This is a genomic window from Chromobacterium violaceum ATCC 12472 (assembly GCF_000007705.1).
In the GTDB taxonomy this organism is placed as follows: domain Bacteria; phylum Pseudomonadota; class Gammaproteobacteria; order Burkholderiales; family Chromobacteriaceae; genus Chromobacterium; species Chromobacterium violaceum.
In genome coordinates this window covers 304999-331403 of the sequence record NC_005085.1, presented here as the reverse complement: position 1 = coordinate 331403, position 26405 = coordinate 304999, and the positions used below count along the sequence as shown (strand labels likewise).

At 66.2% G+C, this 26405-nt stretch carries 10 protein-coding genes; 7 read left to right on the top strand and 3 right to left on the bottom strand.

The window, feature by feature from the left end; all coding sequences use genetic code 11:
* Positions 1-266: 266 nt before the first annotated feature.
* On the top strand, positions 267-12659 hold the full coding sequence (locus CV_RS23280; RefSeq protein ID WP_011133866.1) for a retention module-containing protein: 12393 nt from the start codon (positions 267-269) through the stop codon (positions 12657-12659).
* A gap of 194 nt (positions 12660-12853) precedes the next feature.
* Here the strand turns inward: CV_RS23280 and CV_RS01460 are convergent, their stop codons facing one another.
* A complete protein-coding gene (locus tag CV_RS01460; protein WP_011133865.1) occupies positions 12854-14755 on the bottom strand; it encodes a bifunctional diguanylate cyclase/phosphodiesterase in 1902 nt (633 codons plus the stop codon).
* Positions 14756-14774: 19 nt separating this feature from the next.
* Positions 14775-15443, bottom strand: coding sequence for a transglutaminase-like cysteine peptidase (locus CV_RS01455; RefSeq protein ID WP_052278744.1), 669 nt, complete (start codon positions 15441-15443; stop codon positions 14775-14777).
* Positions 15444-15452: 9 nt separating this feature from the next.
* On the opposite strand from CV_RS01455, the gene CV_RS23980 reads away from it, so the two are divergent.
* From CV_RS23980 to CV_RS01435, 5 genes are all read left to right on the top strand, one after another.
* The gene (locus CV_RS23980; RefSeq protein ID WP_176217123.1) at positions 15453-15746 is read left to right on the top strand and encodes a hypothetical protein; all 294 of its coding nucleotides are present in this window, start codon (positions 15453-15455) and stop codon (positions 15744-15746) included.
* Complete coding sequence (locus CV_RS01450; protein ID WP_227590065.1) at positions 15649-17088, top strand: TolC family outer membrane protein; 1440 nt, start codon at positions 15649-15651, stop codon at positions 17086-17088. Before CV_RS23980 ends, CV_RS01450 begins: the two co-directional genes overlap by 98 nt.
* Before the next feature lie 205 nt (positions 17089-17293).
* Positions 17294-19462, top strand: a complete 2169-nt coding sequence (locus tag CV_RS01445) for a type I secretion system permease/ATPase (protein ID WP_011133862.1) — start codon at positions 17294-17296, stop codon at positions 19460-19462.
* 1 nt (position 19463) lies between these two features.
* Positions 19464-20873, top strand: coding sequence for an HlyD family type I secretion periplasmic adaptor subunit (locus tag CV_RS01440; protein ID WP_011133861.1), 1410 nt, complete (start codon positions 19464-19466; stop codon positions 20871-20873).
* Position 20874: 1 nt separating this feature from the next.
* A complete protein-coding gene (locus tag CV_RS01435; RefSeq protein ID WP_011133860.1) occupies positions 20875-21474 on the top strand; it encodes a helix-turn-helix transcriptional regulator in 600 nt (199 codons plus the stop codon).
* 69 nt (positions 21475-21543) lie between these two features.
* Here the strand turns inward: CV_RS01435 and rarD are convergent, their stop codons facing one another.
* The gene (gene rarD / locus CV_RS01430; protein ID WP_011133859.1) at positions 21544-22455 is read right to left on the bottom strand and encodes an EamA family transporter RarD; all 912 of its coding nucleotides are present in this window, start codon (positions 22453-22455) and stop codon (positions 21544-21546) included.
* A 433-nt stretch (positions 22456-22888) separates the two neighbouring features.
* Here rarD and CV_RS01425 point away from each other — a divergent pair, with 433 nt between their 5' ends.
* Positions 22889-26374, top strand: a complete 3486-nt coding sequence (locus CV_RS01425; protein ID WP_011133858.1) for an indolepyruvate ferredoxin oxidoreductase family protein — start codon at positions 22889-22891, stop codon at positions 26372-26374.
* The last annotated feature ends 31 nt before the right edge of the window (positions 26375-26405 follow it).

The following is a 26405-nucleotide window of genomic DNA, read 5'->3' as shown; positions in this document are numbered from 1 at the left end:
CCCGAACTGTCAGACATTATACGGCGCCAGCGTCATCCCCGCGATTTCGGCGCCCTGCTCCCCCTTTTCTTACCGGTTTATAGCCAAACCCATACTAAGTGTCAGGTATGTATTTCATGTAGATGGTCTAGGCCTGCTCATACTATCCATTCAACATGTCTGACAAAATACAAAATGAACCGCATTTTTAGCGCTTCGGTACAATATTTTTCCGCCCCGGGCATCGCTATCCTGCTGGAATCAATAATTGTCAAAGGATTTCCACCATGGCCACCAGCACCCAGGGACAGGTTCTGTCGCTGCAAGGCAGCGTCAAGGCGATCGGCGTCGACGGCAAGGCACGCCTCCTGAAAGTGGGCGACATCCTGCAGCCCGGCGAACAACTGCAGCTGGAAAACGGCGCCGCCGTCAGCCTCAGCCGGGCCGACGGCGAGGTGGTGCGCCTGGAGGGCGACCGCCAGGTCATGCTGACCGATGAGGTGCTGCACGGACAGCATGCCGACGCCACCGAGGCCAGCATCGCCCCGCTGGCGCCGGAAGCGCAGCAGATCCTGGCGGCGCTGGACAACCCCTCGGCCAATCCCGGCAATCCTTTCGACAACCTCGACCCGGCCGCCGCCGGCCTGAACGACGCGGGCGGCGAGAACAGCGGCCACTCGTTCATCCGCATCGGCCGCATCGCGGAAACGCTGACCGGCCTGCAGCTGTCGGCTGCGCCGGCAAGCGAGGCGCTGGTGCCGGAAAACCGGGCCGCCGACATCCAAACGCAGAACTCGCCGCCCTTCTTCACCGCCGCCAACGGGGCGCCCCTGGGCAGCGACATGAATGTCGCCACCGACGAGGACACGCCTGTCAGCGGCACGCTGACCGCCAGCGACCCCAACGGCGATCCGCTGACCTTCGTCAAAGGCTCCGACCCGCAACACGGCACGGTCACCGTCAATCCGAACGGCAGCTGGACCTATACCCCGGCCCAGGACTACAACGGCAGCGATAAATTCACCGTCACCGTCAGCGATGGCCGCGGCGGCACCGCCACCGTGACCGTCAATATCGGCGTCAACCCGGTCAACGACCCCGCCGTGATCACCGGCAACGACCAGGGCGCCGTCACCGAAGACCTGAACGTTTCCGCCGCCAACACCTTGGATTACAACGGCAAGTTGAACGTGGCCGACCCCGATCAGGGCGAAGCGGTGTTCAACACCGCCCGCGTCGACAACAAGACCAATAACCTGGGCAGCATCACCATCGACGCCGCCGGCAACTGGCATTACAGCGTCGACAACGCCAAGGTGCAGTATCTGGGACAGGGCGAAACCCGCACCGAAATCTTTACCGTCTATTCCAAGGACGGCACCGCCCATGACATCACCGTCGTCGTCAACGGCGTCAACGATGCCGCCGACGTCGGCCACGGCGCCGGCGACATCGGCGCGGGCGCGGTCAAGGAGGACACCGCCGCCCAGACCGTCGCCAGCGGCAAGCTGACCGTGGTCGATGCCGACCAGGGCCAGGCCCAGCTGCAGCCTTACCAGCAGACGACCGATTACGGCACCTTCCAGGTCAATGCCGACGGCACCTGGACCTTCACCATCGACAACGGCAGCGCCAAGGTGCAGGCCTTGGGCGAAGGCGACAAGGTGCCGCTGCAATTCACCGTCGTCTCCAAGGACGGCAGCGCCAGTTCGGTGGTGTCCATCCAGGTGCTGGGCACCAATGACGCCGCGGTGATCAGCGGCAACGATCTGGGCAGCGTCACCGAAGACCTGAACGTCTCCCCCGCCAACACCCTGGACTACAGCGGCAAGCTGAATATCAGCGACGTCGACCAGGGCCAGGCGGTATTCAACACCGCCCGCATCGACAACAAGACCAATAATCTGGGCTCGATCACCATCGACGCCAACGGCAACTGGCATTACAGCGTCGACAACAGCAAGGTCCAGTACCTGGGCCAGGGCGACACCCGCACCGAGGTGTTCACCGTCTATGCCAAGGACGGCACCGCCCACGACATCACCGTCGTCGTCAACGGCGTCAACGACGCCGCGGTGATCAGCGGCAACGATCAGGGCAGCGTCACCGAAGACCTGAACGTCTCTGCAGCCAAGACGCTGGACTACGTCGGCAAGCTGAACGTCAGCGACGCCGATCAGGGCCAGGCGGTGTTCGATACCAGCCGCATCGTCAATAAAACGGCCAATCTCGGCAGCATCACCATCGACGCCGCCGGCAACTGGCATTACAGCGTCGACAACGCCAAGGTGCAGTACCTGGGACAGGGCGACACCCGCACCGAGGTGTTCACCGTCTATTCCAAGGACGGCACCGCCCACGACATCACCGTCGTCGTCAACGGCGTCAACGACGCCGCCGTCATCGGCGGCACCGACCACGGCGTCGTGGTCGAGGACGACATCACCCAGGTGGGCGGCACGCTGCTGGTCAAGGACGTGGATCAGAACCAGTCCGCCTTCCAGCCGATGGCCGACGTCCAGGTCGACTACGGCACCTTCCATTTCGACAATGCCACCGGCCAGTGGACCTTCACGCTGGATAACGCCAAGGCGCAGGCGCTGACCAGCGCCGACCGCTTCGACCGGACCTTCACCGTGCTGTCCCTGGACGGCACGCCCCATACCGTCACCGTTACCATCATCGGCAAGGACGATCCGGCGGACATCAGCGGCAATGACCAGGGCAGCGTCACCGAAGATCTGAACGTATCGCCGGCCAACACCCTGGATTACGCCGGCAAGCTGAACGTGGCCGACCCTGACCAGGGCCAATCCAGCTTCGATACCAGCCGCGTCGACAACAAGACCAATAATCTGGGTTCGATCACCATCGACGCCAACGGCAACTGGCACTACAGCGTCGACAACGCCAAGGTGCAGTACCTGGGACAGGGCGACACCCGCACCGAGGTGTTCACCGTCTATGCCAAGGACGGCACCGCCCACGACATCACCGTCGTCGTCAACGGCGTCAACGACGCCGCGGTGATCAGCGGCAACGATCAGGGCAGCGTCACCGAAGACCTGAACGTCTCTGCAGCCAAGACGCTGGACTACGTCGGCAAGCTGAACGTCAGCGACGCCGATCAGGGCCAGGCGGTGTTCGATACCAGCCGCATCGTCAATAAAACGGCCAATCTCGGCAGCATCACCATCGACGCCGCCGGCAACTGGCATTACAGCGTCGACAACGCCAAGGTGCAGTACCTGGGACAGGGCGACACCCGCACCGAGGTGTTCACCGTCTATTCCAAGGACGGCACCGCCCACGACATCACCGTCGTCGTCAACGGCGTCAACGACGCCGCCGTCATCGGCGGCACCGACCACGGCATCGTGGTCGAAGACACGATCCTGCAGGTGGGCGGCACGCTGCTGGTCAAGGACGTGGATCAGAACCAGTCTGCCTTCCAGCCGATGGCCGACGTCCAGGTCGACTATGGCACCTTCCACTTCGACAGCGCCACCGGCCAGTGGACCTTCACGCTGGATAACGCCAAGGCTCAGGAGCTGACCAGCGCCGACCGCCTGGACCGCAATTTCACCGTGCACTCGGTCGATGGCACCGCGCATACCGTCACCGTCACCATCCAGGGCCAGGACGACTCTGCAATCATCAGCGGCAACGACCAAGGTGTGGTCACCGAAGATCTGAACGTATCGACGGCCAACACGCTCGACTACGCCGGCAAGTTGGATATCGTCGATCCCGACAAAGGCCAGGCCGTGTTCGACACCGCCCGCGTCGATAACAAGACCGCCAACCTCGGCAGCATCACCATCGACGCCGACGGCAACTGGCATTACAGCGTCGACAACGCCAAGGTGCAGTACCTGGGCCAGGGCGACACCCGCACCGAGGTGTTCACCGTCTATGCCAAGGACGGCACCGCCCACGACATCACCGTCGTCGTCAACGGCGTCAACGACGCCGCCACCTTCTCCGGCAACGACGCCGGCGCGGTGACCGAAGACTTGAACGTGTCGGCAGCGAATACCCTGGACTACAGCGGCAAGCTGAACGTGGCCGACGCCGACCAAGGCCAGGCGGTGTTCGACACCGCCCGCGTCGACAACAAGACCACCAACCTCGGCAGCATCACCATCGACGCCGACGGCAACTGGCATTACAGCGTCGACAACGCCAAGGTCCAGTACCTGGGCCAGGGCGACACCCGCACCGAGGTGTTCACCGTCTATGCCAAGGACGGCACCGCCCACGACATCACCGTGGTGGTCAACGGCGTCAACGACGCCGCCGACGTTGGCCACGGCGCCGGCGACATCGGCGCGGGCGCGGTCAAGGAAGATACCGCCGCCCAGACCGTCGCCAGCGGCAAGCTGACCGTGGTCGATGCCGACCAGGGCCAGGCTCAGCTGCAGCCTTACCAGCAGACGACCGATTACGGCACCTTCCAGGTCAACGCCGATGGCACCTGGACCTTCACCATCGACAACGGCAGCGCCAAGGTGCAGGCCTTGGGCGAAGGCGACAAAGTGCCGTTGCAGTTCACCGTGTGGTCCAAGGACGGCAGCGCCAGCTCGGTGGTGTCCATCCAGGTGCTGGGCACCAATGACGCCGCCACCTTCTCCGGCAACGATGCCGGCGCGGTCACCGAAGACTTGAACGTCTCCGCCGCCAACACCCTGGACTACAGCGGCAAGTTGAACGTGGCCGACGCCGACCAGGGCCAGGCCGTGTTCGACACCGCCCGCATCGACAACAAGACCGCCAACCTCGGCAGCATCAGCATCGACGCCGACGGCAACTGGCACTACAGCGTCGACAACGCCAAGGTGCAGTATCTGGGCCAGGGCGATACCCGCACCGAGGTGTTCACCGTCTATGCCAAGGACGGCACCGCCCACGACATCACCGTGGTGGTCAACGGCGTCAACGATGCCGCCACCTTCTCCGGCAACGACGCCGGCGCGGTAACCGAAGACTTGAACGTCTCCGCCGCCAACACCCTGGACTACAGCGGCAAGTTGAATGTGGCCGACGCCGACCAGGGCCAGGCGTCGTTCGACACCGCCCGCGTCGACAACAAGACCGCCAACCTCGGCAGCATCACCATCGACGCCGCCGGCAACTGGCACTACAGCGTCGACAACGCCAAGGTGCAGTATCTGGGACAGGGCGAAACCCGCACCGAGGTGTTCACCGTCTACTCCAAAGACGGCACCGCCCACGACATCACCGTGGTGGTCAACGGCGTCAACGACGCCGCCACCTTCTCCGGCAACGATGCCGGCGCGGTCACCGAAGACTTGAACGTGTCGGCCGCCAACACCCTGGACTACAGCGGCAAGTTGAACGTGGCCGACGCCGACCAGGGCCAGGCTTCGTTCGACACCGCCCGCGTCGACAACAAGACCACCAACCTCGGCAGCATCACCATCGACGCCGCCGGCAACTGGCACTACAGCGTCGACAACGCCAAGGTGCAGTATCTGGGCCAGGGCGATACTCGTACCGAAATCTTCACCGTCTATGCCAAGGACGGCACCGCCCACGACATCACCGTGGTGGTCAACGGCGTCAACGACGCCGCCACCTTCTCCGGCAACGATGCCGGCGCGGTCACCGAAGACTTGAACGTGTCGGCCGCCAACACCCTGGACTACAGCGGCAAGTTGAACGTGGCCGACGCCGACCAGGGCCAGGCTTCGTTCGACACCGCCCGCGTCGACAACAAGACCACCAACCTCGGCAGCATCACCATCGACGCCGCCGGCAACTGGCACTACAGCGTCGACAACGCCAAGGTGCAGTATCTGGGCCAGGGCGATACTCGTACCGAAATCTTCACCGTCTATGCCAAGGACGGCACCGCCCACGACATCACCGTGGTGGTCAACGGCGTCAACGACGCCGCCACCTTCTCCGGCAACGATGCCGGCGCGGTCACCGAAGACTTGAACGTGTCGGCCGCCAACACCCTGGACTACAGCGGCAAGCTGAACGTGGCCGACGCCGACCAGGGCCAGGCTGCGTTCGACACCGCCCGCGTCGACAACAAGACCGCCAACCTCGGCAGCATCAGCATCGACGCCGCCGGCAACTGGCATTACAGCGTCGACAACGCCAAGGTGCAGTACCTCGGCCAGGGCGACACCCGCACCGAGGTGTTCACCGTCTATGCCAAGGACGGCACCGCCCATGACATCACCGTGGTGGTCAACGGCGTCAACGACGCCGCCACCTTCTCCGGCAACGATGCCGGCGCGGTGACCGAAGACTTGAACGTCTCCGCCGCCAACACCCTGGACTACAGCGGCAAGCTGAACGTGGCCGACGCCGACCAGGGCCAGGCTGCGTTCGACACCGCCCGCGTCGACAACAAGACCGCCAACCTCGGCAGCATCAGCATCGACGCCGACGGCAACTGGCATTACAGCGTCGACAACGCCAAGGTGCAGTACCTGGGCCAGGGCGACACCCGCACCGAAATCTTCACCGTCTATGCCAAGGACGGCACCGCCCATGACATCACCGTCGTCGTCAACGGCGTCAACGATGCCGCCACCTTCTCCGGCAACGATGCCGGCGCGGTGACCGAAGACTTGAACGTGTCGGCTGCCAACACCCTGGACTACAGCGGCAAGCTGAACGTGGCCGACGCCGACCAGGGCCAGGCATCGTTCGACACCGCCCGCATCGACAACAAGACCGCCAACCTCGGCAGCATCAGCATCGACGCCGACGGCAACTGGCACTACAGCGTCGACAACGCCAAGGTGCAGTATCTGGGCCAGGGCGACACTCGCACCGAGGTGTTCACCGTCTATGCCAAGGACGGCACCGCCCACGACATCACCGTGGTGGTCAACGGCGTCAACGACGCCGCCGACGTCGGTCACGGCGCCGGCGACATCGGCGCGGGCGCGGTCAAGGAAGACACCGCCGCCCAGACCGTCGCCAGCGGCAAGCTGACCGTGGTCGATGTCGATCAGGGCCAGGCCCAGCTGCAGCCTTACCAGCAGACGACCGATTACGGCACCTTCCAGGTCAACGCCGACGGCACCTGGACCTTCACCATCGACAACGGCAGCGCCAAGGTGCAGGCCTTGGGCGAAGGCGACAAAGTGCCGTTGCAGTTCACCGTGTGGTCCAAGGACGGCAGCGCCAGCTCGGTGGTGTCCATCCAGGTGCTGGGCACCAATGACGCCGCCACCTTCTCCGGCAACGACACCGGCAGCGTGACCGAGGATAAGAACGTCTCCACGACCAACACCCTGGACTACGTCGGCAAACTCAATGTGTCCGACGTCGACCAGGGCCAGGCGGTGTTCGACACCAGCCGCATCGACAACAAGACCGCCAACCTCGGCAAGCTGACCATAGACGCCAACGGCAACTGGCATTACAGCGTCGATGACGCCAAGGTGCAGTACCTGGGCCAGGATGTCACCCGCACCGAGGTGTTCACCGTCTACTCCAAGGATGGCACCTCGCACGACATCACCGTAACCATCAAGGGCGTCAACGATCCGGCCGTATTCGGCGGCACCGACGGCGCCACCCTGGTGGAAGGCACCTTCCCGTCGGCCACCGGCACCTTGCTGGTCAAGGATGTGGATACCGGCGAGGCGGCCTTCCGTCCGCAGGCCGACGTGCAGGTCAAATACGGCACCTTCCATTTCGACAGCGCCACCGGTCAGTGGACGTTCACGCTGAACGACACGGCGCAGGAGCTGACCAGCCAGGACAAGATCAACTACACCTTCCCGGTCCAGTCGCTGGACGGCACTTCGCACAACGTCAACATCACGGTCTACGGCACCGACAACTTCGCCGTCATCACCGGCAACGACAAGGGCGCCGTCACCGAGGATGTCGCCGTCAGCGCCGACGGCATGCTGGTCCACAGCGGCAAGCTCGACATCGCCACGCCGGACAAGGGCCGCGCGGTATTCGACACCGGGCGCGTCGACAGTCATGCCGGCAATTACGGCACGCTGACGATAGACAAGGACGGCCACTGGCAGTACCAGGTCGACAACGCCAAGGTGCAGTATCTGGGCCAGGACGAAACGCGCACCGAGGTGTTCACCATCTACGCCAAGGACGGCACCGAGCACAAGATCAGCGTCGACGTGCATGGCACCAACGACGCGCCGGTCTTCGTCGGCGATCAGGCCCACGGCTTCGCCAAAGACGGCGGCATCCAGGTCACCACCGCCGAAGACACCCCGGTCAGCGGCCAGCTGCACGCGCAGGACGTCGACGCCAACGACCAACTGAGCTACGCCACCAGCGGCAATCCGCAGCACGGCACGGTGACGCTGGGCAAGGACGGCAGCTGGACCTACACGCCGAACCAGGACTACAACGGCAGCGACAGCTTCAAGGTGACGGTCACCGACAAGGCCGGCGCCACCGACACCATCACCATCCACGTCGGCATCACGCCGGTGGACGATCCGTCGGTGCTGAAGCCGGACAGCGGCAATGTAGTCGAAGACAAAACGCTGGCGGTGGACGCCGCCCACGGCTTGCTGGCCAACGATTACGACGTGGACAGCCCGCTCAGCGTGCAAAGCGTCACCGTGGCGGGCCAGACCTACCAACTGGGGAAACAGGGCGTCGACGTGGCGCTGGACGGCAAGGGCGTGCTGCACGTCAACGCCGACGGCAGCTACAGCTTCGCCCCGGCCGCCCACTACGCCGGCGAGCTGCCGCAGATCGGCTACACCACCAATACCGGCAGCAGCTCGACGCTGACGCTGACCATGACCCCGGTCGCCGACGCGCCGGCGGTCGGCGTGCTGATCGGCCAGGGCAGCTACCAGCCGGGCAGCCCCTATGTCGGCGGCCGCAACTTCGAATCGTGGGAAAAAACCGCGGCCGAATACGGCAAGAACGCGATCACGCTGGACGATGGCAACAACTCGTTCGCCGACCTGCGCGGCAAGACCGACACCGGCTTCGCCGTGCGCGGCATGGGCGGCAACGACGCCATCTACCTGGACACCAGCAAGGCCGACAACGTGCTGATCGGCGACGACGGCAACCTGAACCAGCTGAGCGGCAAGCCGAATGAAGTCAACGACACGCTGTACGCCGGCAAGGGCAACGACATCCTGATCGGCGGCAAGGGCGACGACAGCCTGTACGGCGGCGACGGCGTCGACACCGCGGTCTATGCCGGCAACTTCAAGGACTACACCATCACCCGCCCGGTCATCGGCGCCGGCGGCAGCGTGTTCTTCGAAGTGACCGACAAGCAAGTGACGGCGGCCAATCCGTACGCCGGCGAGGGCCACGACAGCCTGTACGACATCGAACGGCTGCAGTTCAAGGACGGCACCTATTACTGGAACGGCAAGGAATGGGCCAAGGAAGGAGCGGACCTGACCCGCTACCCGGTGGACATCAGCGCCTCGTTGGTGGACCGCGACGGCAGCGAAACGCTGGACAGCATCGTCGTCCGGCTGGACGCCAAGTACGCCGGCTCGCAGCTGTTCGACAGCCAGCACAACCTGATCGGCACCATCGGCAAGGACGGCACCCTGACCATCGCCCAGGCCAGCCACTGGGACGCCAAGGCGCTGGACGTGAAGCTGTCCGGCCTGCAGCTGGAAGTGCCCGGCAGCGTCAAGGGCGCGCTGTCCATCGCCGTCGACGCGGTTTCACGTGAAACCGGCAACGGCGACACCGCGACCGGCCACGCCAGCGCCAACGCGGCCAATATGGCGCCGGAAACCTTCGACGTGTCCGCGTCCGGCCTGGAAGACCAGCCGCTGATCAGCGTCGCGCTGTCCGGCAAGGACGGCGACGGCAGCGTCTCCGGCTTCGTGATCAAAGACCTGCCGCCCAACGGCGCGCTGTACAGCGACGCCGCCGGCACCCTGGCGGTCAAGGCCGGCGACACCGTAGGCGGAACCGTCTTCTTCAAGCCGACCGCGCACTGGAGCGGCGATACCGGCTTCGGCTACGCGGCCAAGGACAACCAGGGCGCGGTGGACGCCAGCCCGGCCAAGGCCGCCATCCACGTCGAAGCCGTGGCCGACGCGCCGCAGCTGTCGCTGGGCGGCTACTCGTCGCTGGCCTCGCTCAACTTCGAGGACGTCAACCTGGGCGGCCGCGAATGGCGGCAGGACGTGGCGGTCAACAAGATCGGCGGCGCCAACACCATAGGCGTGTGGAACACCGACAACGGCCGCGGCCTGATCGAGGTGGGGACCGAGCGCACCTACACCGGCGGCAATTCGACCAACAAGGTGCTGGAAATCGAGAACGGCCCGGGCGACCGCACGCTGTACACCGACATCCAGTGCGAAGCCGGCCGCTTCTACCAGTTGGGCTTCGACATCGCCGCGCGCACCGGTTGGGTGAGCAGCTCCCAGCTGCAGGTGAAGCTGATCGCGCTGGACGCCTTCGGCCAGCCCACCGGCAAGACCACGGTGCTGTACGACTTCAACCCCACCGGCACCGGCTGGCTGCGCGACCAGCAGGTGGCGCTGCCGATCGCCGAGGATGGCAAGTACCGCCTGGTGTTCGAGGCCAAGGACGGCGACTCTTACGGCGCCATCCTGGACAACCTCAGCTTCAAGGCGATGGACAATGTCGGCTATGAGGGCAGCTTCATCAAGCTGAGCAGCATCAACGCGGCGCTGGTCGACCGCGACGGCTCGGAAACGCTGAACGTCTCCCTGTCCGGCCTGCCGAGCGGCGCGGTACTGAAGGACGCCGCCGGCCACCAGGCGGCGGTGGACGGCTCCGGCAAGCTGGACATCAGCAACTGGAGCCTGGACAGCCTGCAATTGAAAGGCCCGGCCGGCTACCACGGCCAGCTGAACCTCACCGTCACCGCGACGGCCACCGAGCAGTCCAACCACAGCCAGGCCAGCAGCAGCCAGAACCTGAGCGTCTCCATCCAGGCGGTCGACCATCCGGTCACCCTGTCCGGGCTGCACGCGCTGGATGGCGGCAGCGACGCCATCGTGCAGGAAAGCCATCTGGCCGCCGGCACCGCGCCGGACGCCGCCCAGTTGACCCAGCAGGGCAGCTTCGTGGTGAACGCGCCGGACGGCGTGGCCAGCATCCGCCTCGGCGGCGTGGAAGTGGTCGGCGCCGACGGCAGGCTCACCGGCAACACGCTGAGCACCGCCTACGGCGCGCTGAAGGTCACTTCCTTCGACGCCGCCAGCGGCAAGCTCGGCTACCAGTACACGCTGGGCCACGCCGGCGCCAACGCGGGCGAGCGCTTCGTCGACAGCATAGCCATCGATGTGCGCGACCGCGACGGCAGCAGCGCCAGCGACAAGCTGAACGTGGCCATCGTCAACGACGCGCCGCTGGCGGCCGACGACCGCGCCAGCCTGGCTGTGCTCAGCGGCGATCTGAAGATCAGCAGCGACGGCATCGTCGGCAACTGGGTGGGTTGGGACGGCGGCCATCGCGTCAACACCTTCCACCAGGGCGGCAATGACGACGGCCAGAACCAGCTGCGCTGGGGCGACACCTTCGGCCAGCAGTCCGGCTACAGCTTCCGCGACAACGACGCGCTGCTGAACAACACGCTGCCGCTGAACCAGACCTTCAAGCTGGGCGACCTCACCCATCTGAACTACGAGATCAGCGGCAACTCCGGCATCAGCAACGCCACGCTGGGCCTGGCGTTCACGCTGGGCGTCCAGCCGCAGCAGTTCCTGGTCCACCTGAACCACCAGGAAACGCCGAACAGCCGCGATTACGAAGCCAGCAAGGACATCGTCACCATCGACAACGCCAGCCAGACCTTCGAGTACAACGGCCGGCAGTACATCCTGCAGATCCTGGGATTCGACGATGGCAAGGGCCATATCGGCAACGAGATCCACACCGCCGAAAACGCCAGCTCCACCTTCGGCATCATGGCCCGCATCGTCGAGGGCAGCGATTACCACCAGCCGGCCACCGGCGGCAATGTGCTGCAGAACGACGCAGCCGGCGCCGACGGCGGCCTGAGCGTGGTGTCGTGCGCCAGCGGCGCCCAGGCCGGCAACGGCGGCGTGGAGGCCATCCTGCACGGCCAGTTCGGCGACCTGCTGATGCACGCGGACGGCAGCTACAACTACACCTTCACCGGCGACAGCAAGCTGCTGGGCAACGGCCAGACCGACACGTTCACCTACACGGTGCGGGACGCCGACGGCGACCTGTCCAGCGCCAGGCTGCACATCGACCTGTCGACGCTGGATCCGAACCAACGGCTGCTTCAGGGCGACGCCGGCGACAACCGCCTGACGGGCACCGACGCCAACGAACTGATCCGCGGCGGCGCCGGCAACGACATCCTGACCGGCGGCCTTGGCGTGGACACCTTCAAGTGGACGCTGGGCGACCAGGGCACCGCCGCCAAGCCGGCGCGCGACGTGATCACCGACTTCGGCCAGCATGGCGAAAAGGACGTGCTCGACCTGAAGGACCTGCTGCAAGGGGAAAGCCACAGCGCGTCCAGCCTGGAGGGATACCTGAACTTCCACAAGGAGGGGGCCAACACGGTGATAGACGTCCATCACCAGGGCCAGGGCACGCCGGTCACCCAGCAGATCGTGCTGCAGAATGTCGACCTGACCCAGGGCGCGACGCTCAGCGACGCGCAGGTGCTGAAGAACCTGCTGAACCACGGCCAGCTGCACACCGACTGAGGCGCGCGGCCAGGCTCGCAAGCCCCCCGCCCGCGCGGGGGGCTTTTACATGCCTGGCAGGCGTCAAGGGCGGATGGGATCAGGGCAAAGCGGGGAGGCGCGCGGAAAGAATCGTGGCCTGAAAAACAGCCTGTCGGCGGCAAGCGGGGCGGCGCCGCCAGCCGGCCGAAACCGGCGGGCGTGCCGAAGCGGCATCAGGCGATGGCGGGGCCGGTCAGTCCATCGACGCGCAGCTCCAGCAGCAGCCGGGCATCCTCCTCGCTGGCCACGCCCTTGGCGATCAGCCTGGCGCCCATCAGCGAGGTCATGCGCTGCACGCCCTTGACCAGCACCTTCCGACCCTCGTCCCGGTGGATGCCGCGCGTCAGCGCGCCGTCCAGCACCAGGTAGTCGATGCCGGCCTGGTTCAGCCGCGCCACCAGCTCCAGCCGGTGGCCGCGGATTTCCACCGCCAGCCGGTGGCCGGCGCCCTTCACCGCCTCGCCGAAAGCCAGGAAGGCTGCCCAGTGCTCGTCCAGGCCAGCCTCGTCGAATTCGAAGGACACCGTCGCCCGGCTGCCGGCCAGCATCTCCGTCACCTGCCACTGGAAGCCTCTGGCCGCCAGCGAGGCCGGCGACAGGTTCACCGCCAGCGCCGCGCCCGGCGCGTCGGCCAGCGCCAGCCGCAGCGCCTCCAGGTCGGCCAGATGGCTCAGACCCAGCCGCAGGCTGTGCGACACCAGCCGCATCGCGTTGATCGCCGGCAGGCCGTCCATCGGCGGACGGTACAGCATGCCCTCCTGCCACAGGATGCCGCGCGCGGCGTCCCGCACCGGGAACCAGCGCAGCCTCAGGCTATGCTCGCGGCACGCGGCCTCGATCAGCTCGCGCCAATCCCATTCGCTGCCCACGTCCGGACCAGCGCCGTCGTCGACCCGCCACTGGTTGTCGCCCGCGGCCTCCGCCTCGGCCAGCGCCTGGCTGGCGCGCGCCAGCAGGCTGGCCAAACCGTCGCCCTGGACGATGCCGCACACGCCGATGTGGCCGATGCCGTCCCGGTCGCTCAGGCCCATCTGCCGGTACAGCGCCAGCTGCTCGCACAGCGTCTCCGCCAGTTGCCGGCCGCCGTCCATGTCCAGCTCAGGACAGAACACGGCGAAATCCGCGCCGCGCAGGCGAGCCGCCATCCAGCCCTTGCGCCTCGCGGCCAGGTCCTCCAGGTCCGCGGCCAGGCGGACCAGCAACGCGTCCGCGCGCTCGCCGCCCAGCCGCTGGTTCAATTCCGCCAGCCCGGCCAGCCTCAGCAGCAGCAGGCAGCCGCGGACGTCATCCTCCTCTGCCAGCGTGCTGGACACCGCCTGCTCCAGCGCCTCGCGGTTGGGCAGGCCGGTCACCGGATCGGTGTGGCGCTCGCGCCGCAGCTGCTCCACCTCTTCCGACTGCTCGCCGAGGAAGGACTGCAGCCTCTCCACCATCTGGTTCATCGCGCCGACCACCCTCGCCAGCTCCGGCACCTTGGGCTCGGTCATGCGCTGGAAGCGGTGTTCGCTGATCGCCCGCGCCTGATTGACCACCCGCTGCAGGTCGCGCCTCAGCTTGAAGATGTCGATGGAGCCGAGCAGGCCGGCCAGCAAGCCGGTCCCGAGAAGCCACAGCATGGTCTGCAGCGCGCCGCGCCACAGCGATTCGTAGGCATAGCCCAGCGCGGCCTCCACGCGTATCTCGCCGGCCTGCATCCAGCCGGCGGTCACCAGCGCGCTGCCCGGCTGCGGCGACAGCGGCAGCAGCGCCCGGAACCAGCCCGGCGCCGCCGGGAAAACCGCTTCGTTGACGCGGTCCACCCTCACCTTGCCGTCCGCGCCCTGCCAGCGGATATGGTGGAAATACCCTTGGTCGAAGGTCGCGTTGATCAGGGTTTCGGCCATCGCCTTGTCCGCCTGGCTCTGGGTGATCGCCAGCGCCAACGCATTGGCGGCATTGGCATTCTGGCCAGTCAGCTGCTGTTCCAAATAACTGCGGGCGTTGTATAGATTGGCCAGCAGCGCGCCCGACAACGACAGGAACACCAGCAGCACCAGCAGCAGCCACAGCCGCTGGATCAGGGAAAGGTTTTTCATCGCGTCGCCCATCTCGGAATCAAAAAGTGAAACCCTCGTTTTTCATCTTGTCCATCACCTGCCGCCAGCGGGTCAGCTTGGACACGTTGCTGCTGCGGTTGCCCACCCACAAGCCCTGGGCGTTGAAGCTGAACACCGGCTGCAGGTCGGCGCGCTGCGAAGCCGGCTCGATCGACGTCACCAGGCTGTCCAGAATCAGCGGTTCGGCGCTGGGCGTGGGATAATAGGCCAGCACCATGTGAGCCTGGCTGATCGCGCTGTCCGGCCCGCCGATGCGCGCCTTGACGTAGGTGATGCGCAGCTTGTCCGGCGAAACGCCCAGCACCAGCAGCGATATGTACTTGCCTATGCTGAAGTCCTCGCAGTCGCCCGCCCCCTTGCCGAACATCTCCAGCGGCGTCGCCCAGTAATCCTGGACGCCCCAGTTGTCTATGTCCTCGCGGTACAGGATGCGCCGGTTGAAAAACTGGTTAACCTCGGCCAGCTTTTGCCGCTCGTCGACGCTCTGCAGCTTGCCCAGCAGCTGGTTCCATTCGCGGTAAAGCGCGACCGCGCGCGGCCCGTAGCGGGCGGCGGAACGCTCGGTCGGCAGGCTGGCCGCGGCGACGCACAGGCCCGCCAGCAACAGCACCGCGGGCATCAGGCAACGCCGCAGGCGGCGCCTGAAAACGAGCGAGGAAAGCTTCATGGTCATTCCATGCCGATCAATGATCGCCACTTTAGCAGATTGACGAATGATATTCGCTTGGCGCGGAATATTCACTTGCCATTTAAAGCAAACTTGTTTAATCTATTTGTTGAAATATTTAATAATATCAACCCCTTGCATCCGGAGACGATTAACCATGAAACGCTTACAAAAATGCAGCGTTCGCCTGACTCTCGCCGCATTGATGAGCATGACAGCCTCGCTGTCGCAAGCAACGGATCTACGTTCGGTGGTGGAAAAAACCATCGTCAGCAACCCGGAAGTCCGCTTCCGCTTCCATGAATTCCGCTCGTCGGCCGAAGAGACCGGCATCGGCCGCGCCGGCTACCTGCCCACCGTCGACGTCTCCTACACCTCCGCCCGCGAGAACAACAAGGAGCCGCTGGTCAACTACGGCCCCCAGGTCACCAGCGACTTCAACCGCAAAGGCTGGTCGGCCGACCTGAGCCAGAACCTGTTCCAGGGCTTCCAGACCATGAACACGGTCAGGCAGCTGGAATTCGGCAAACGCGGCAAATACTACGAATTCGTCGACGCGTCGGAACAGCTGGGCCTGGAAGCCACCCGCACCTATCTGGACGTGCTGCGCTACCGCCAGTTGCTGGATTACGCCAAGGAAAGCTACGGCGTTCATAAGGGCATCTACGATCAGATTGAACAAAAAGTGAAAGCCGGCGTCGGCCGCCGCGTCGATCTGGAACAGGCCGCCGGCCGTCTCGCCCTGTCCGAGACCAATATGATCAACGAGTCCTCCAATCTGCACGACGTATCGGCCCGCTACGCCCGCCTGATCGGCGAGGAGCCGCCGGCCGACTTGGCGCCGGCGCCGGCGCTGCAGGACAAGCTGCCGCGCGACAAGGACCTGCTGGTCTCCGCCGTGCGCAGCAGCCCCGCCTACCTGGCCGCGCTGGAAAACGTGCGCGCCGCCCAGAGCGACCTCAAGGTCAAGCGCGGCGCCTTCTCGCCGACGCTGGACCTGCGCGCCCACGCCGAGAAGACCGACAACCTCAACAGCGTCTACGGCACCCACGACAAGCAGTCGGTGGCGCTGGTGTTCAACATCAACCTGTTCCGCGGCGGCGCCGACAAGGCCCGCCTGGGCGTGTCCGCCGAGCGCTATAACTCGGCGCTGGACCTGCGCGACAAGGCCTGCCGCGATCTGCAGCAGACGGTGCGCATCGCCAGCAACGACGCCCGCAAGCTCAGCGAACAGATGGGCTACCTGCGCCAGCACGCGTTGTCCACCGAGAAAGCGCGCGACGCCTACCTGAAGCAGTTCGACATCGGCCAGCGTTCGCTGCTGGACGTGCTGGACAGCGAAAACGAGCTGTACGACTCCAAGCGCGCGCTGGTCAACGCCGAATACGACAACAAGCTGGCCCAGGCCCGCGTGCTGGCCGCCTCCGGCCTGCTGCTGCCCAGCCTGCAGCTGAAGCCGATCGAACAGCAGCAGTTCGAATCCGACGGCGACGACTCGCAGCGCGACGCCTGCAGCACCGCCTACACGCCGCCGCAGCCGTTCAGCACCGCCGGCATTCCGGTCCATCCCTATGTGTCCACCACGATGGCCGACGCGCCCGACGCCGCGGCACTGAAGAAGACGAGCAAGGCCGTCAAGCGCTGAATCCCGGCCGCCGTGACCCCATGAGACCCGCCTGGCGGGTCTTTTGGCCATTCAGGCGGCCGCCGAGGCCGGGACGCGCGCGGGTTCGCATCGAGCCCGCTCCCGCGTCTTAACAGCATTGCCCGGCCGCGCGCCTTGCCGCGCCGGCCCGCAGCATACAGTCAGACCCGGCACGATTGCCGACAATATCCAAGGGAGTGGAAGCATGGCTTCCGAAATATCCAATCCTGAAACCACGCCGCCGCTGAGCGCGCAGGCGACCCATCTCGACCCCCTGCTCGACTGCCTGTTCTCGCTGGCGCGCGGCTACGGCATCACCGCCACCCGCGAATCGCTTGTGGCCGGCATTCCGCTGGTGGACAACCGGCTGTCGCCGTCGATGTTCGCGCGTTCGGCGCGCCGCATCGGCCTGTCCACCCGCGTGGTGCGGCAGCCGCTGTCCAGCCTGCGCCAGCAGCTGCTGCCCGCCGTGCTGCTGCTGGAAAACAACACCGCCGGCATCCTGCGCGAGATCCGCGACGGCGTCGCCTTCCTCAGCATGTCCGAGCTGCCCGATGCCGTCGTCGAGATTCCGCTGGACGAGCTGGAGCACAGCTTCGAAGGCATCGCCATCCTGGTGAAGCCGCGCTTCCAGTACGAGAAGCGCGCGCCGGAGCTGGCCGAGATCCGCTCGCGCCACTGGTTCTGGCGCACCGTCTACGGCAGCAAGTCGCTGTACCGCGACGCGCTGATGGCCGCCTTCCTGATCAACGTCTTCGCGCTGGCGATGCCCATCGTGTCGATGGCGGTGTACGACCGCGTGGTGCCGAACATGGCGTTGGAAACGCTGTGGGTGCTGGCGATAGGCGCCGCGCTGGTACTGGTGTTCGACTTCCTGCTCAAGCTGACCCGCGGCTACCTGATAGATCTGGCCAGCAAGCGGATCGACGTCGCGCTGTCGGCGCTGATCATGGAGCGGGTGCTGGGCATCCGGATGGAGGCGCGGCCGGCATCGGTCGGCGCCTTCGCCGCCAACCTGCGCGCCTTCGAGACCGTGCGCGACTTCATCGCCTCGGCGTCGATCACCGCGCTGATCGACGTGCCCTTCGTGCTGATCTTCCTGGTCGCCATCCTGTGGATTTCGCCGTTGATGGCGGTGCCGATGGTGATCGCCATCTTCGTCATGCTGGTGTTCGCGCTGCTGGTGCAGGAGCGGATGCAGGCGCTGACCGAGACCACGCTGCGCGCCAGCTCGCAGCGCAACGCCTACCTGGTGGAAAGCCTGTCCGGGCTGGAAACCGTCAAGGTGCTGGCCGCCGAGGGCGTGCTGCAGGGCAAGTGGGAGCAGGCCACGCTGTTCCTGGCCCAGGTCGGCTCGCGGCTGAAGATCCTGGCCGCGTCGACGATGAACTTCGCCGGCTTCATCCAGCAGCTGCTGTCGGTCGCCATGCTGGTGCTGGGCGTGTACGAGATCATGTCCGGCAGCGTGTCCATGGGCGGCGTGATCGCCGCGGTGATGCTGTCCGGCCGGGCGATGGCGCCGCTGAGCCAGGTGGTCAGCCTGCTGACCCAGTACCACAACGCCAAGACTTCGCTGGCCTCGCTGGACGGCTTCATGAAGATGCCGGTGGAGCGCGAGAAGGACGCCGCCTTCTTCCACCGCACCAGCTTCAAGGGCGAGATCGAGTTCCGCAACGTGTCGTTCAATTACCCGAACAACCCGATGGTGGCGCTGCGCGAGGTGTCGTTCAAGATCCGCGCCGGCGAGCGCGTCGCCATCATCGGCCGCGTCGGCTCCGGCAAGACCACCATCCAGAAAATGATACTGGGCCTGTACCAGCCGACCGAGGGCGCGATCCGCATCGACGGCATGGACATCAAGCAGATCGACCCGGCCGAGCTGCGCCGCCAGATCGGCTACGTGCCGCAGGACCCGGTGCTGTTCTACGGCACCATGCGGCAGAACATCGCCATGGGCTCGCCGCACGCCTTCGACGCCAGCATCGCCGCCGCCGCCGAACAGGCCGGGCTGACCGAGTTCGTCAACAGCCATCCGCAAGGCTTCGACATGCTGATCAGCGAGCGCGGCGAGTCGCTGTCCGGCGGCCAGCGCAAGGCGGTGACCATCGCCCGCGCGCTGCTGAACGCGCCGCCCATCCTGCTCTTGGACGAGCCGACCAGCAATATGGACCACAGCAGCGAGGCGCAGATCCGCCAGACGCTGGCGCGGGCGTCGTCCGGCAAGACCATGCTGCTGGTCACCCACCACAACACCTTGCTGGACCTGGTGGACCGGCTGATCGTGGTCGACCACGGCACCATCGTCGCCGACGGTCCCAAGCAACAGGTGATCGAGGCGCTGCAACAGGGCAAGATCGGAAAGGCGGGCGTCTGAGATGGAAATTAATTGGAAACAACGCGTCAACGGCTGGGTGGAGCGCGGTCAGGAACGCACCGCCCCGTACTGGGACAAGCTGATGGACTGGGCCTCCGCCCGCGACCTGGCCGACCGCAACGACTTCGCCGCCGACGCCGACTGGGCGATCCTGCAGCAGAACCCGGGCCGGCCGCGCATCTTCGTCTGGAGCATGCTGGGCGTGTTCATCGTCGCCTTTCTGTGGGCGGCCTTCGCCAAGGTGGACGAAGTGTCGCGCGGCGAAGGCAAGGTGATCCCCTCCAGCCAGAACCAGCACCTGCAGAGCCTGGACGGCGGCGTGGTGTCGCAGATCCTGGTCAAGGAAGGCCAGGTGGTGCAGAAGGGCCAGCTGCTGCTCAAGGTGGACAACACCCGCTTCGTCTCCTCGCTGGAGGAAAACCAGGCGCAGTACCTGGCCTTGCAGGCCAAGACCGCGCGCTTGAAGGCGCTGGCCAACGGCACGCCGTTCGAGCTGCCGCCCAAGGTGCTGCAGCTGGCGCCGGAGATCGCCAAGCAGGAAATGGACCTCTACAACTCCAAGCAGATGGAGCTGAACGCCAGCGTCGGCATCGCCCGCCAGCAGCTGGCCCAGCGCAGCCAGGAGCTGAACGAGGTGCGCGCCCGCCGCGACCAGGCGATCACCAGCTACGACCTGACGGTGAAGGAGCTGAACGTCACCCGGCCGCTGAAGGAGTCCGGCGCGGTGTCCGACGTCGACCTGCTGCGCCTGGAGCGCGACGTCGCCCGCTTCCGCGGCGAGCGCGACCAGGCCGCCGCCCAGATGCCCAAGATCCAGGCCGCCATCGGCGAAGCGCAGCGCAAGATCCAGGAAGTGGAGCTGGCGATGCGCAACACCGCCAGCGCCGAGCTGTCCGACACCATGGCCAAGGCCAGCAGCCTGTCCGCCGGCAGCGTGGCGCTGGCCGACAAGGTCAAGCTGTCCGAAGTGCGCTCCCCGGTGCGCGGCCAGATCAAGCGGCTGTTCATCAATACCATCGGCGGCGTGGTGCAGCCGGGCAAGGACATCATCGAGATCGTGCCGATGGACGACTCGCTGCTGCTGGAAACCCGGATCACCCCGCGCGACATCGCCTTCCTCCATCCCGGCCAGCGCGCCGTGGTGCGCTTCACCGCCTACGACTTCACCATCTACGGCGGCATGGAGGGCAGCGTGGCCGAGATCGGCGCCGACACCATCACCGACGAGAAAGGCAACGCCTTCTACATCGTCAAGGTGAAGACCCAGGGTTCGCTGCTGGGCAAGGAAAAGCTGCCCATCTTCCCCGGCATGGTGGCCCAGGTGGACATCATGACCGGCAAGAAGAGCATCCTGTCCTATCTGCTGAAGCCGGTGCTGCGCGCCAAGGCGGAAGCGTTGCGGGAGCGCTGACATGGCCCACCTGCTGTTCACCGCCAGCTCGGTGCTGGCCGGCTACTGGCAGGACGCGCTGGGCGAGGCGCGCCGCTGCGCGCGCCTGCCGCAGCCGCCGCAAGAGCGGGACGCCGCGCTGTGGCTGGACCTAGCCAGCCTGGACGCCGCAGAGCGCGACGCGGACTGGCCGTCGCTGTGCCAGTGCTACCGGGTGGTGGCGCTCAGTTCCTCGCCCAACGACGCCGAAGGCATGCACTGGCTGCAGCTGGGCGCGGCCGGCTACGCCCACGCCTACGCCGGCGCCGACGAGCTGCGCCAGATCGCCGCCAGCGTCGCCGCCGGCGGCACCTGGTTGGGGCGCAGCCTGCTGCTGCGGCTGTGCCAGCGCTTCGGCGCGCTGGTGCCGCCGTCCGAGCAGGCCGGCTGGCGCGAGCGGGTGTCCAGCCGCGAGGCCGAGGTGATCGCCATCCTCAAGCAGGGCCGCTCCAACAAGGAGATCGCCCGCGAGCTGGACATCACCGAGCGCACGGTCAAGGCCCACCTGACCGCCATCTTCCAGAAGTTCGGCGTCGAGGACCGGCTCCAGCTGCTGCTCAAGCTGACCGAGCCCGCGCACTGAAACGGCGCATCGCGCATGAAAACGGCCATCCCTCGGGATGGCCGTTTTTCTTTGCAAGGTTCGAGCGGCTCAAGCCGGCTGCCGGCGCCTGCCGCGCCACAGCTCGCGCGCGCCCACCGCCGAATACAGCGCCAGCGCGCTCCAGATCAGCGCGAAGCCCAGCGCCCGGTCCGCGCCGAACGGCTCGCCGTACAGCATCACGCCCAGCGCCAGCTGGATGCTGGGACCGATGTACTGGATCAGCCCGACGGTGGCCAGCTTCAGCCGGCGCGCGCCGGCGGCGAACATCAACAGCGGCACCGCCGTCACCACGCCGGCGCCGATCAGCAGGCCGTTGCGCAGCGCGTCGGCGTGGCCGAAGGCGCCCTGCCCATTCCATTCGAACCACAGCAAAGCCGCCAGCGCCAGCGGCGACATCAGGAAGGTTTCCAGCGCCAGGCCCGGCAGCGACGGCAGCGGCGCCATCTTGCGCAGCAAGCCGTACAGGCCGAAGGTGGCGGCCAGCGACAGCGCGATCCACGGCAACGCGCCGGCGCTGAAGGTCAGCCAAGCCACGCCCGCCGCCGCCAACCCCACCGCCAGCTTCTGCGGCCGGCTCAGCCGTTCCGACAGCACCAGCCGCCCCAGCAGCACGTTGACCAGCGGATTGATGAAGTAGCCGAGGCTGGCCTCCACCACATGGCCGGCATTCACCGCCCAGATATAGATCAGCCAGTTCAGCGACAACACCGTCGACGACAGCGCGAAGATGCCCAGCTGGCGCGGCTGGCGCAGCGCGGCGCGCAGATCACCCCATTGCCTGAGCGCGGTCAGCACCAGCGCGACGAACAAGGCCGACCACACGATGCGGTGGCACAGAATTTGCAAGGCCGGCACCTCGTGCAGCGGCTTCCAATACAACGGAAACAGGCCCCAGCAGATGAAGGCGCCGACGGTGTACAGCACGCCGCGGCTGTCGCCGGCGGAAGAAGAGGAGGACATGCGGTTCTCTGCGACACGGAATATTCCAGCGTCCCAGCTTACCTGCTTTAGGCCTCCGGAAAAATCTTCTTTGCCTGCACAGTCGGTTTACAAACATTTAACAACGAACCATTTTTGCTGCACTGGCACATAAACCGCACCCCGGGGGCGCCGCAGCGCGATCCTTTTGACGTTGACGTAAACGTAAACTATAGTCGGCGACATTAGGGTTAACACTCTAAGAGCCTGTTCGCGATCTATTTCCGGCAACGGCGGAAAGCGGCCCCCTGAGGGCGTGAACAGGCTCCAAGCTGCGACAGCCGCGCATACCCAGGGCACACGGTACAAAAATAAAGTGTCCGACACGTTGCCAAGCAGCACACGCCCGGAACACGCCGCCCACAAGGCCGCCGCGGGCTGATCGCCACAAGCGAGCACGACAGGAGGAGAAACCATGTCAATCCGCCACGCAGACCTGGAAGAAAAATACACCGCCCCCACCGGCCAGGTTCTGATGACAGGCATCCAGGCGCTGGTGCGCCTGCCCATGCTGCAACAGGAACTGGACCGCGCCGCCGGCCTCAACACCGCCGGCTACGTCACCGGCTACCGGGGATCGCCGCTGGGCAACGTCGACCAGACCATGCTCAAGGCCAAGAAGCACCTGGACGCCCACAACGTAGTGTTCCATCCCGGCCTCAACGAAGACCTGGCCGCCACCGCCGTGTGGGGCACCCAGCAGGTCAACATCTTCGAAGGCGCCAAGTACGACGGCGTCTACTCGCTGTGGTACGGCAAGGGGCCGGGCGTGGACCGCTCCGGCGACGTGCTCAAGCACGGCAACGCGGCCGGCACCTCCAAGCACGGCGGCGTGCTGCTGGTGTGTGGCGACGACCACGCCGCCAAATCGTCCACCTTCCCGCACCAGTCCGACCACATCCTGGCCGCCAGCATGATCCCGGTGCTGAGCCCGTCCGGCGTGCAGGAAGTGCTGGACCTGGGCCTGCACGGCTGGGCGATGAGCCGCTATTCCGGCTGCTGGGTATCGATCAAGGCGATCACCGACACCATCGAGAGCTCGGCCATCGTCGACATCACGCCGGAACGGCTGGAATTCAAGATTCCCCAGGATTTCCCGCTGCCCGACGACGGCCTCAACATCCGCTGGCCCGACACGCCGCTGGCGCAGGAAAAGCGCGTACTGCACCACCGCCTGTACGCGGCGCTGGCCTACGCGCGCGAAAACAAGCTCAACCGCATCACGCTGGATTCGCCCAAGCCGCGCCTCGGCATCATCACCTGCGGCAAGAGCTATCTCGACGTGATGCAGGCGCTGGACGACCTGGGCATCAGCGAAGCCCAGGCCGCCGACATCGGCCTGCGCATCTTCAAGGTGGGCATGGTGTGGCCGCTGGAGCCGGAAGGCGTGCGCCAGTTCGCCCAGGGCCTGGAAGAAATCCTGGTGGTGGAAGAGAAGCGCCAGATCATCGAATACCAGTTGAAGGAACAGCTGTACAACTGGCGCGACGACATCCGGCCGCGCGTGGTGGGCAAGTTCGCCGAGAAGGGCGAATGGGCGCTGCCGCACGGCGACTGGCTGCTGCCGGCCGCCGGCGAGCTGACTCCGGCGATGATCGCCCGCGCCATCGCCAGCCGGCTGGCGCTGATCTTCGACAGCCCGGTGATCCACGACCGGCTGAAGTTCTACGAAGACAAGGAAGCGCAGCTGGTGCAGCCGCGCGAATCCATCGCCCGCGTGCCGCACTACTGCTCCGGCTGCCCGCACAACACCTCCACCAAGCTGCCGGAAGGCAGCCGCGCGGTGGCCGGCATCGGCTGCCACTACATGGCGCACTGGATCAGCCCGGAAACCACCAAGACCTTCACCCAGATGGGCGGCGAAGGCATCACCTGGCTGGGCCAGGCGCCGTTCACCACCACCAAACACATCTTCACCAACCTGGGCGACGGCACCTACTTCCACTCCGGCATCCTGGCCATCCGCGCCGCGGTGGCCGGGAAAGTCAATATTACTTACAAGATCCTGTACAACGACGCGGTGGCGATGACCGGTGGCCAGCACGTGGACGGCTACCTGGACGTGCCGATGATGACCCGCCAGCTGGCGGCCGAGGGCGTCAAGCGCATCGTGATCACCAGCGACGACCCGGACAAGTACCAGAACGCCCAGGGCCTGGCCCCCGGCATCGACGTGTTCCACCGCCGCGAGCTGGATCGGGTGCAGCGCGAGCTGCGCGACATCGAGGGCGTGACCATCCTGATCCACGACCAGACCTGCGCCGCCGAGAAGCGCCGCCGCCGCAAGCGGGGCGAATTCCCCGACCCGGCCAAGCGCGCCTTCATCAACGAGCGCGTGTGCGAAGGCTGCGGCGACTGCAGCAAGAAGTCCGGCTGCCTGTCGGTGCTGCCGGTGGAAACGCCGCTGGGCCGCAAGCGCAAGATCGACCAGTCCAGCTGCAACAAGGACTACTCCTGTGTCGAGGGCTTCTGCCCCAGCTTCGTCACCGTCGAGGGCGGCAAGCTGAGGAAGCCGGCCGGCGCCAGCGCCGACCTCGCCAAGATGCCGGCGCTGCCGGCGCCGAAGATCCCGGCGCTGCACGAGCCGTTCGGCATCATGGTCACCGGCGTCGGCGGCACTGGCGTGGTCACCATCGGCCAGGTGCTGGGCATGGCCGCCTATCTGGACAACAAGGGCGTGACGGTGCTGGACATGGCCGGCCTGGCGCAAAAGGGCGGCTCGGTATGGTCGCACGTGCGCATCGCCGACTCTCAGGACAAGCTGCACGCGGTGCGCATCGCCGCCGGCGACGCCAACCTGGTGCTGGGCTGCGACCTGGTGGTGACGGCGGCCGAGGAAGCGCTGGCCAAGATGCGCGAAGGCTTCAGCCACGCCATCGTCAACAACTACGAATCGCCGACCAGCGGCTTCCTGAAAAACCCCGACCTACGCTTCCCGGCCAAGGCGATGAAGGACGCCATCGTCGAAGCGGTCGGCGCCGGCCTCTTCAACGAAGTCAACGCCACCCGCCTCGCCACCTCGCTGATGGGCGACGCCATCGCCGCCAATATGTTCATGCTGGGCTACGCCTGGCAGAAGGGCCTGGTGCCGGTGACGCTGGAAGCGATCATGGAGGCGGTGCGGCTGAACGGCGCCGCGGTCAAGTTCAACCAGGACGCCTTCACCTGGGGCCGCCACGCCGCCCAGGACCTGGCCCGCGTCGAAGCGCTGGTCAGCCCGACCGCCGTGGTGGCCTTCGTTCCACGTGAAACGCCGGACGCCGTGGTCCACCATCGCGCCACCCTGCTCGCCGCCTACCAGAACGCCAAGCTGGCCGAACGCTACAAGGCGCTGGTGCAGCAGGTGCGCCAGGCCGAGGAAGCCGCGCAGCCGGGCAGCACCGCGCTGACGCTGGCCGCCGCCCGCGCCTACCACCACCTCTTGGCCTACAAGGACGAGTACGAAGTGGCGCGCCTGTACAGCGACGGCGAGTTCCAGCGCGAGGTGGCCGCCCAGTTCGACGGCGACTACAAGCTGCGCTTCCACATCGGCGTGGCCTGGCTCACCGGCGGCAAGCCGCGCAAGATCGCCTTCGGCCCGTGGCTGATGCCGGCGATGAAGATGCTGGCCAAACTGCGCTTCCTGCGCGGCACCGCGCTGGACCCGTTCGCCTGGCAGGACGACCGCAAGCTGGAGAGGCGCTTGATCGCCGAATTCGAGCGGGAGCTGCCGGCGCTGCTGGCCAAGCTGTCGCCGGACGCGCTGCCGCGCACGGTGGAATGGGTGAAGACCTGGGAGGGCGTGCGCGGCTTCGGCCACATCAAGACCGCCAACTACCGGCAAGCCAAGGCGCGCCAGGCCGAGCTGATGGGCGGCGCGGCCCAGGCCGGCAAGCCTGCCGCCAGCGCAGCCGTGGCCTGACGACGATTGTTTCCGCAGCTTTGGGCGTCGG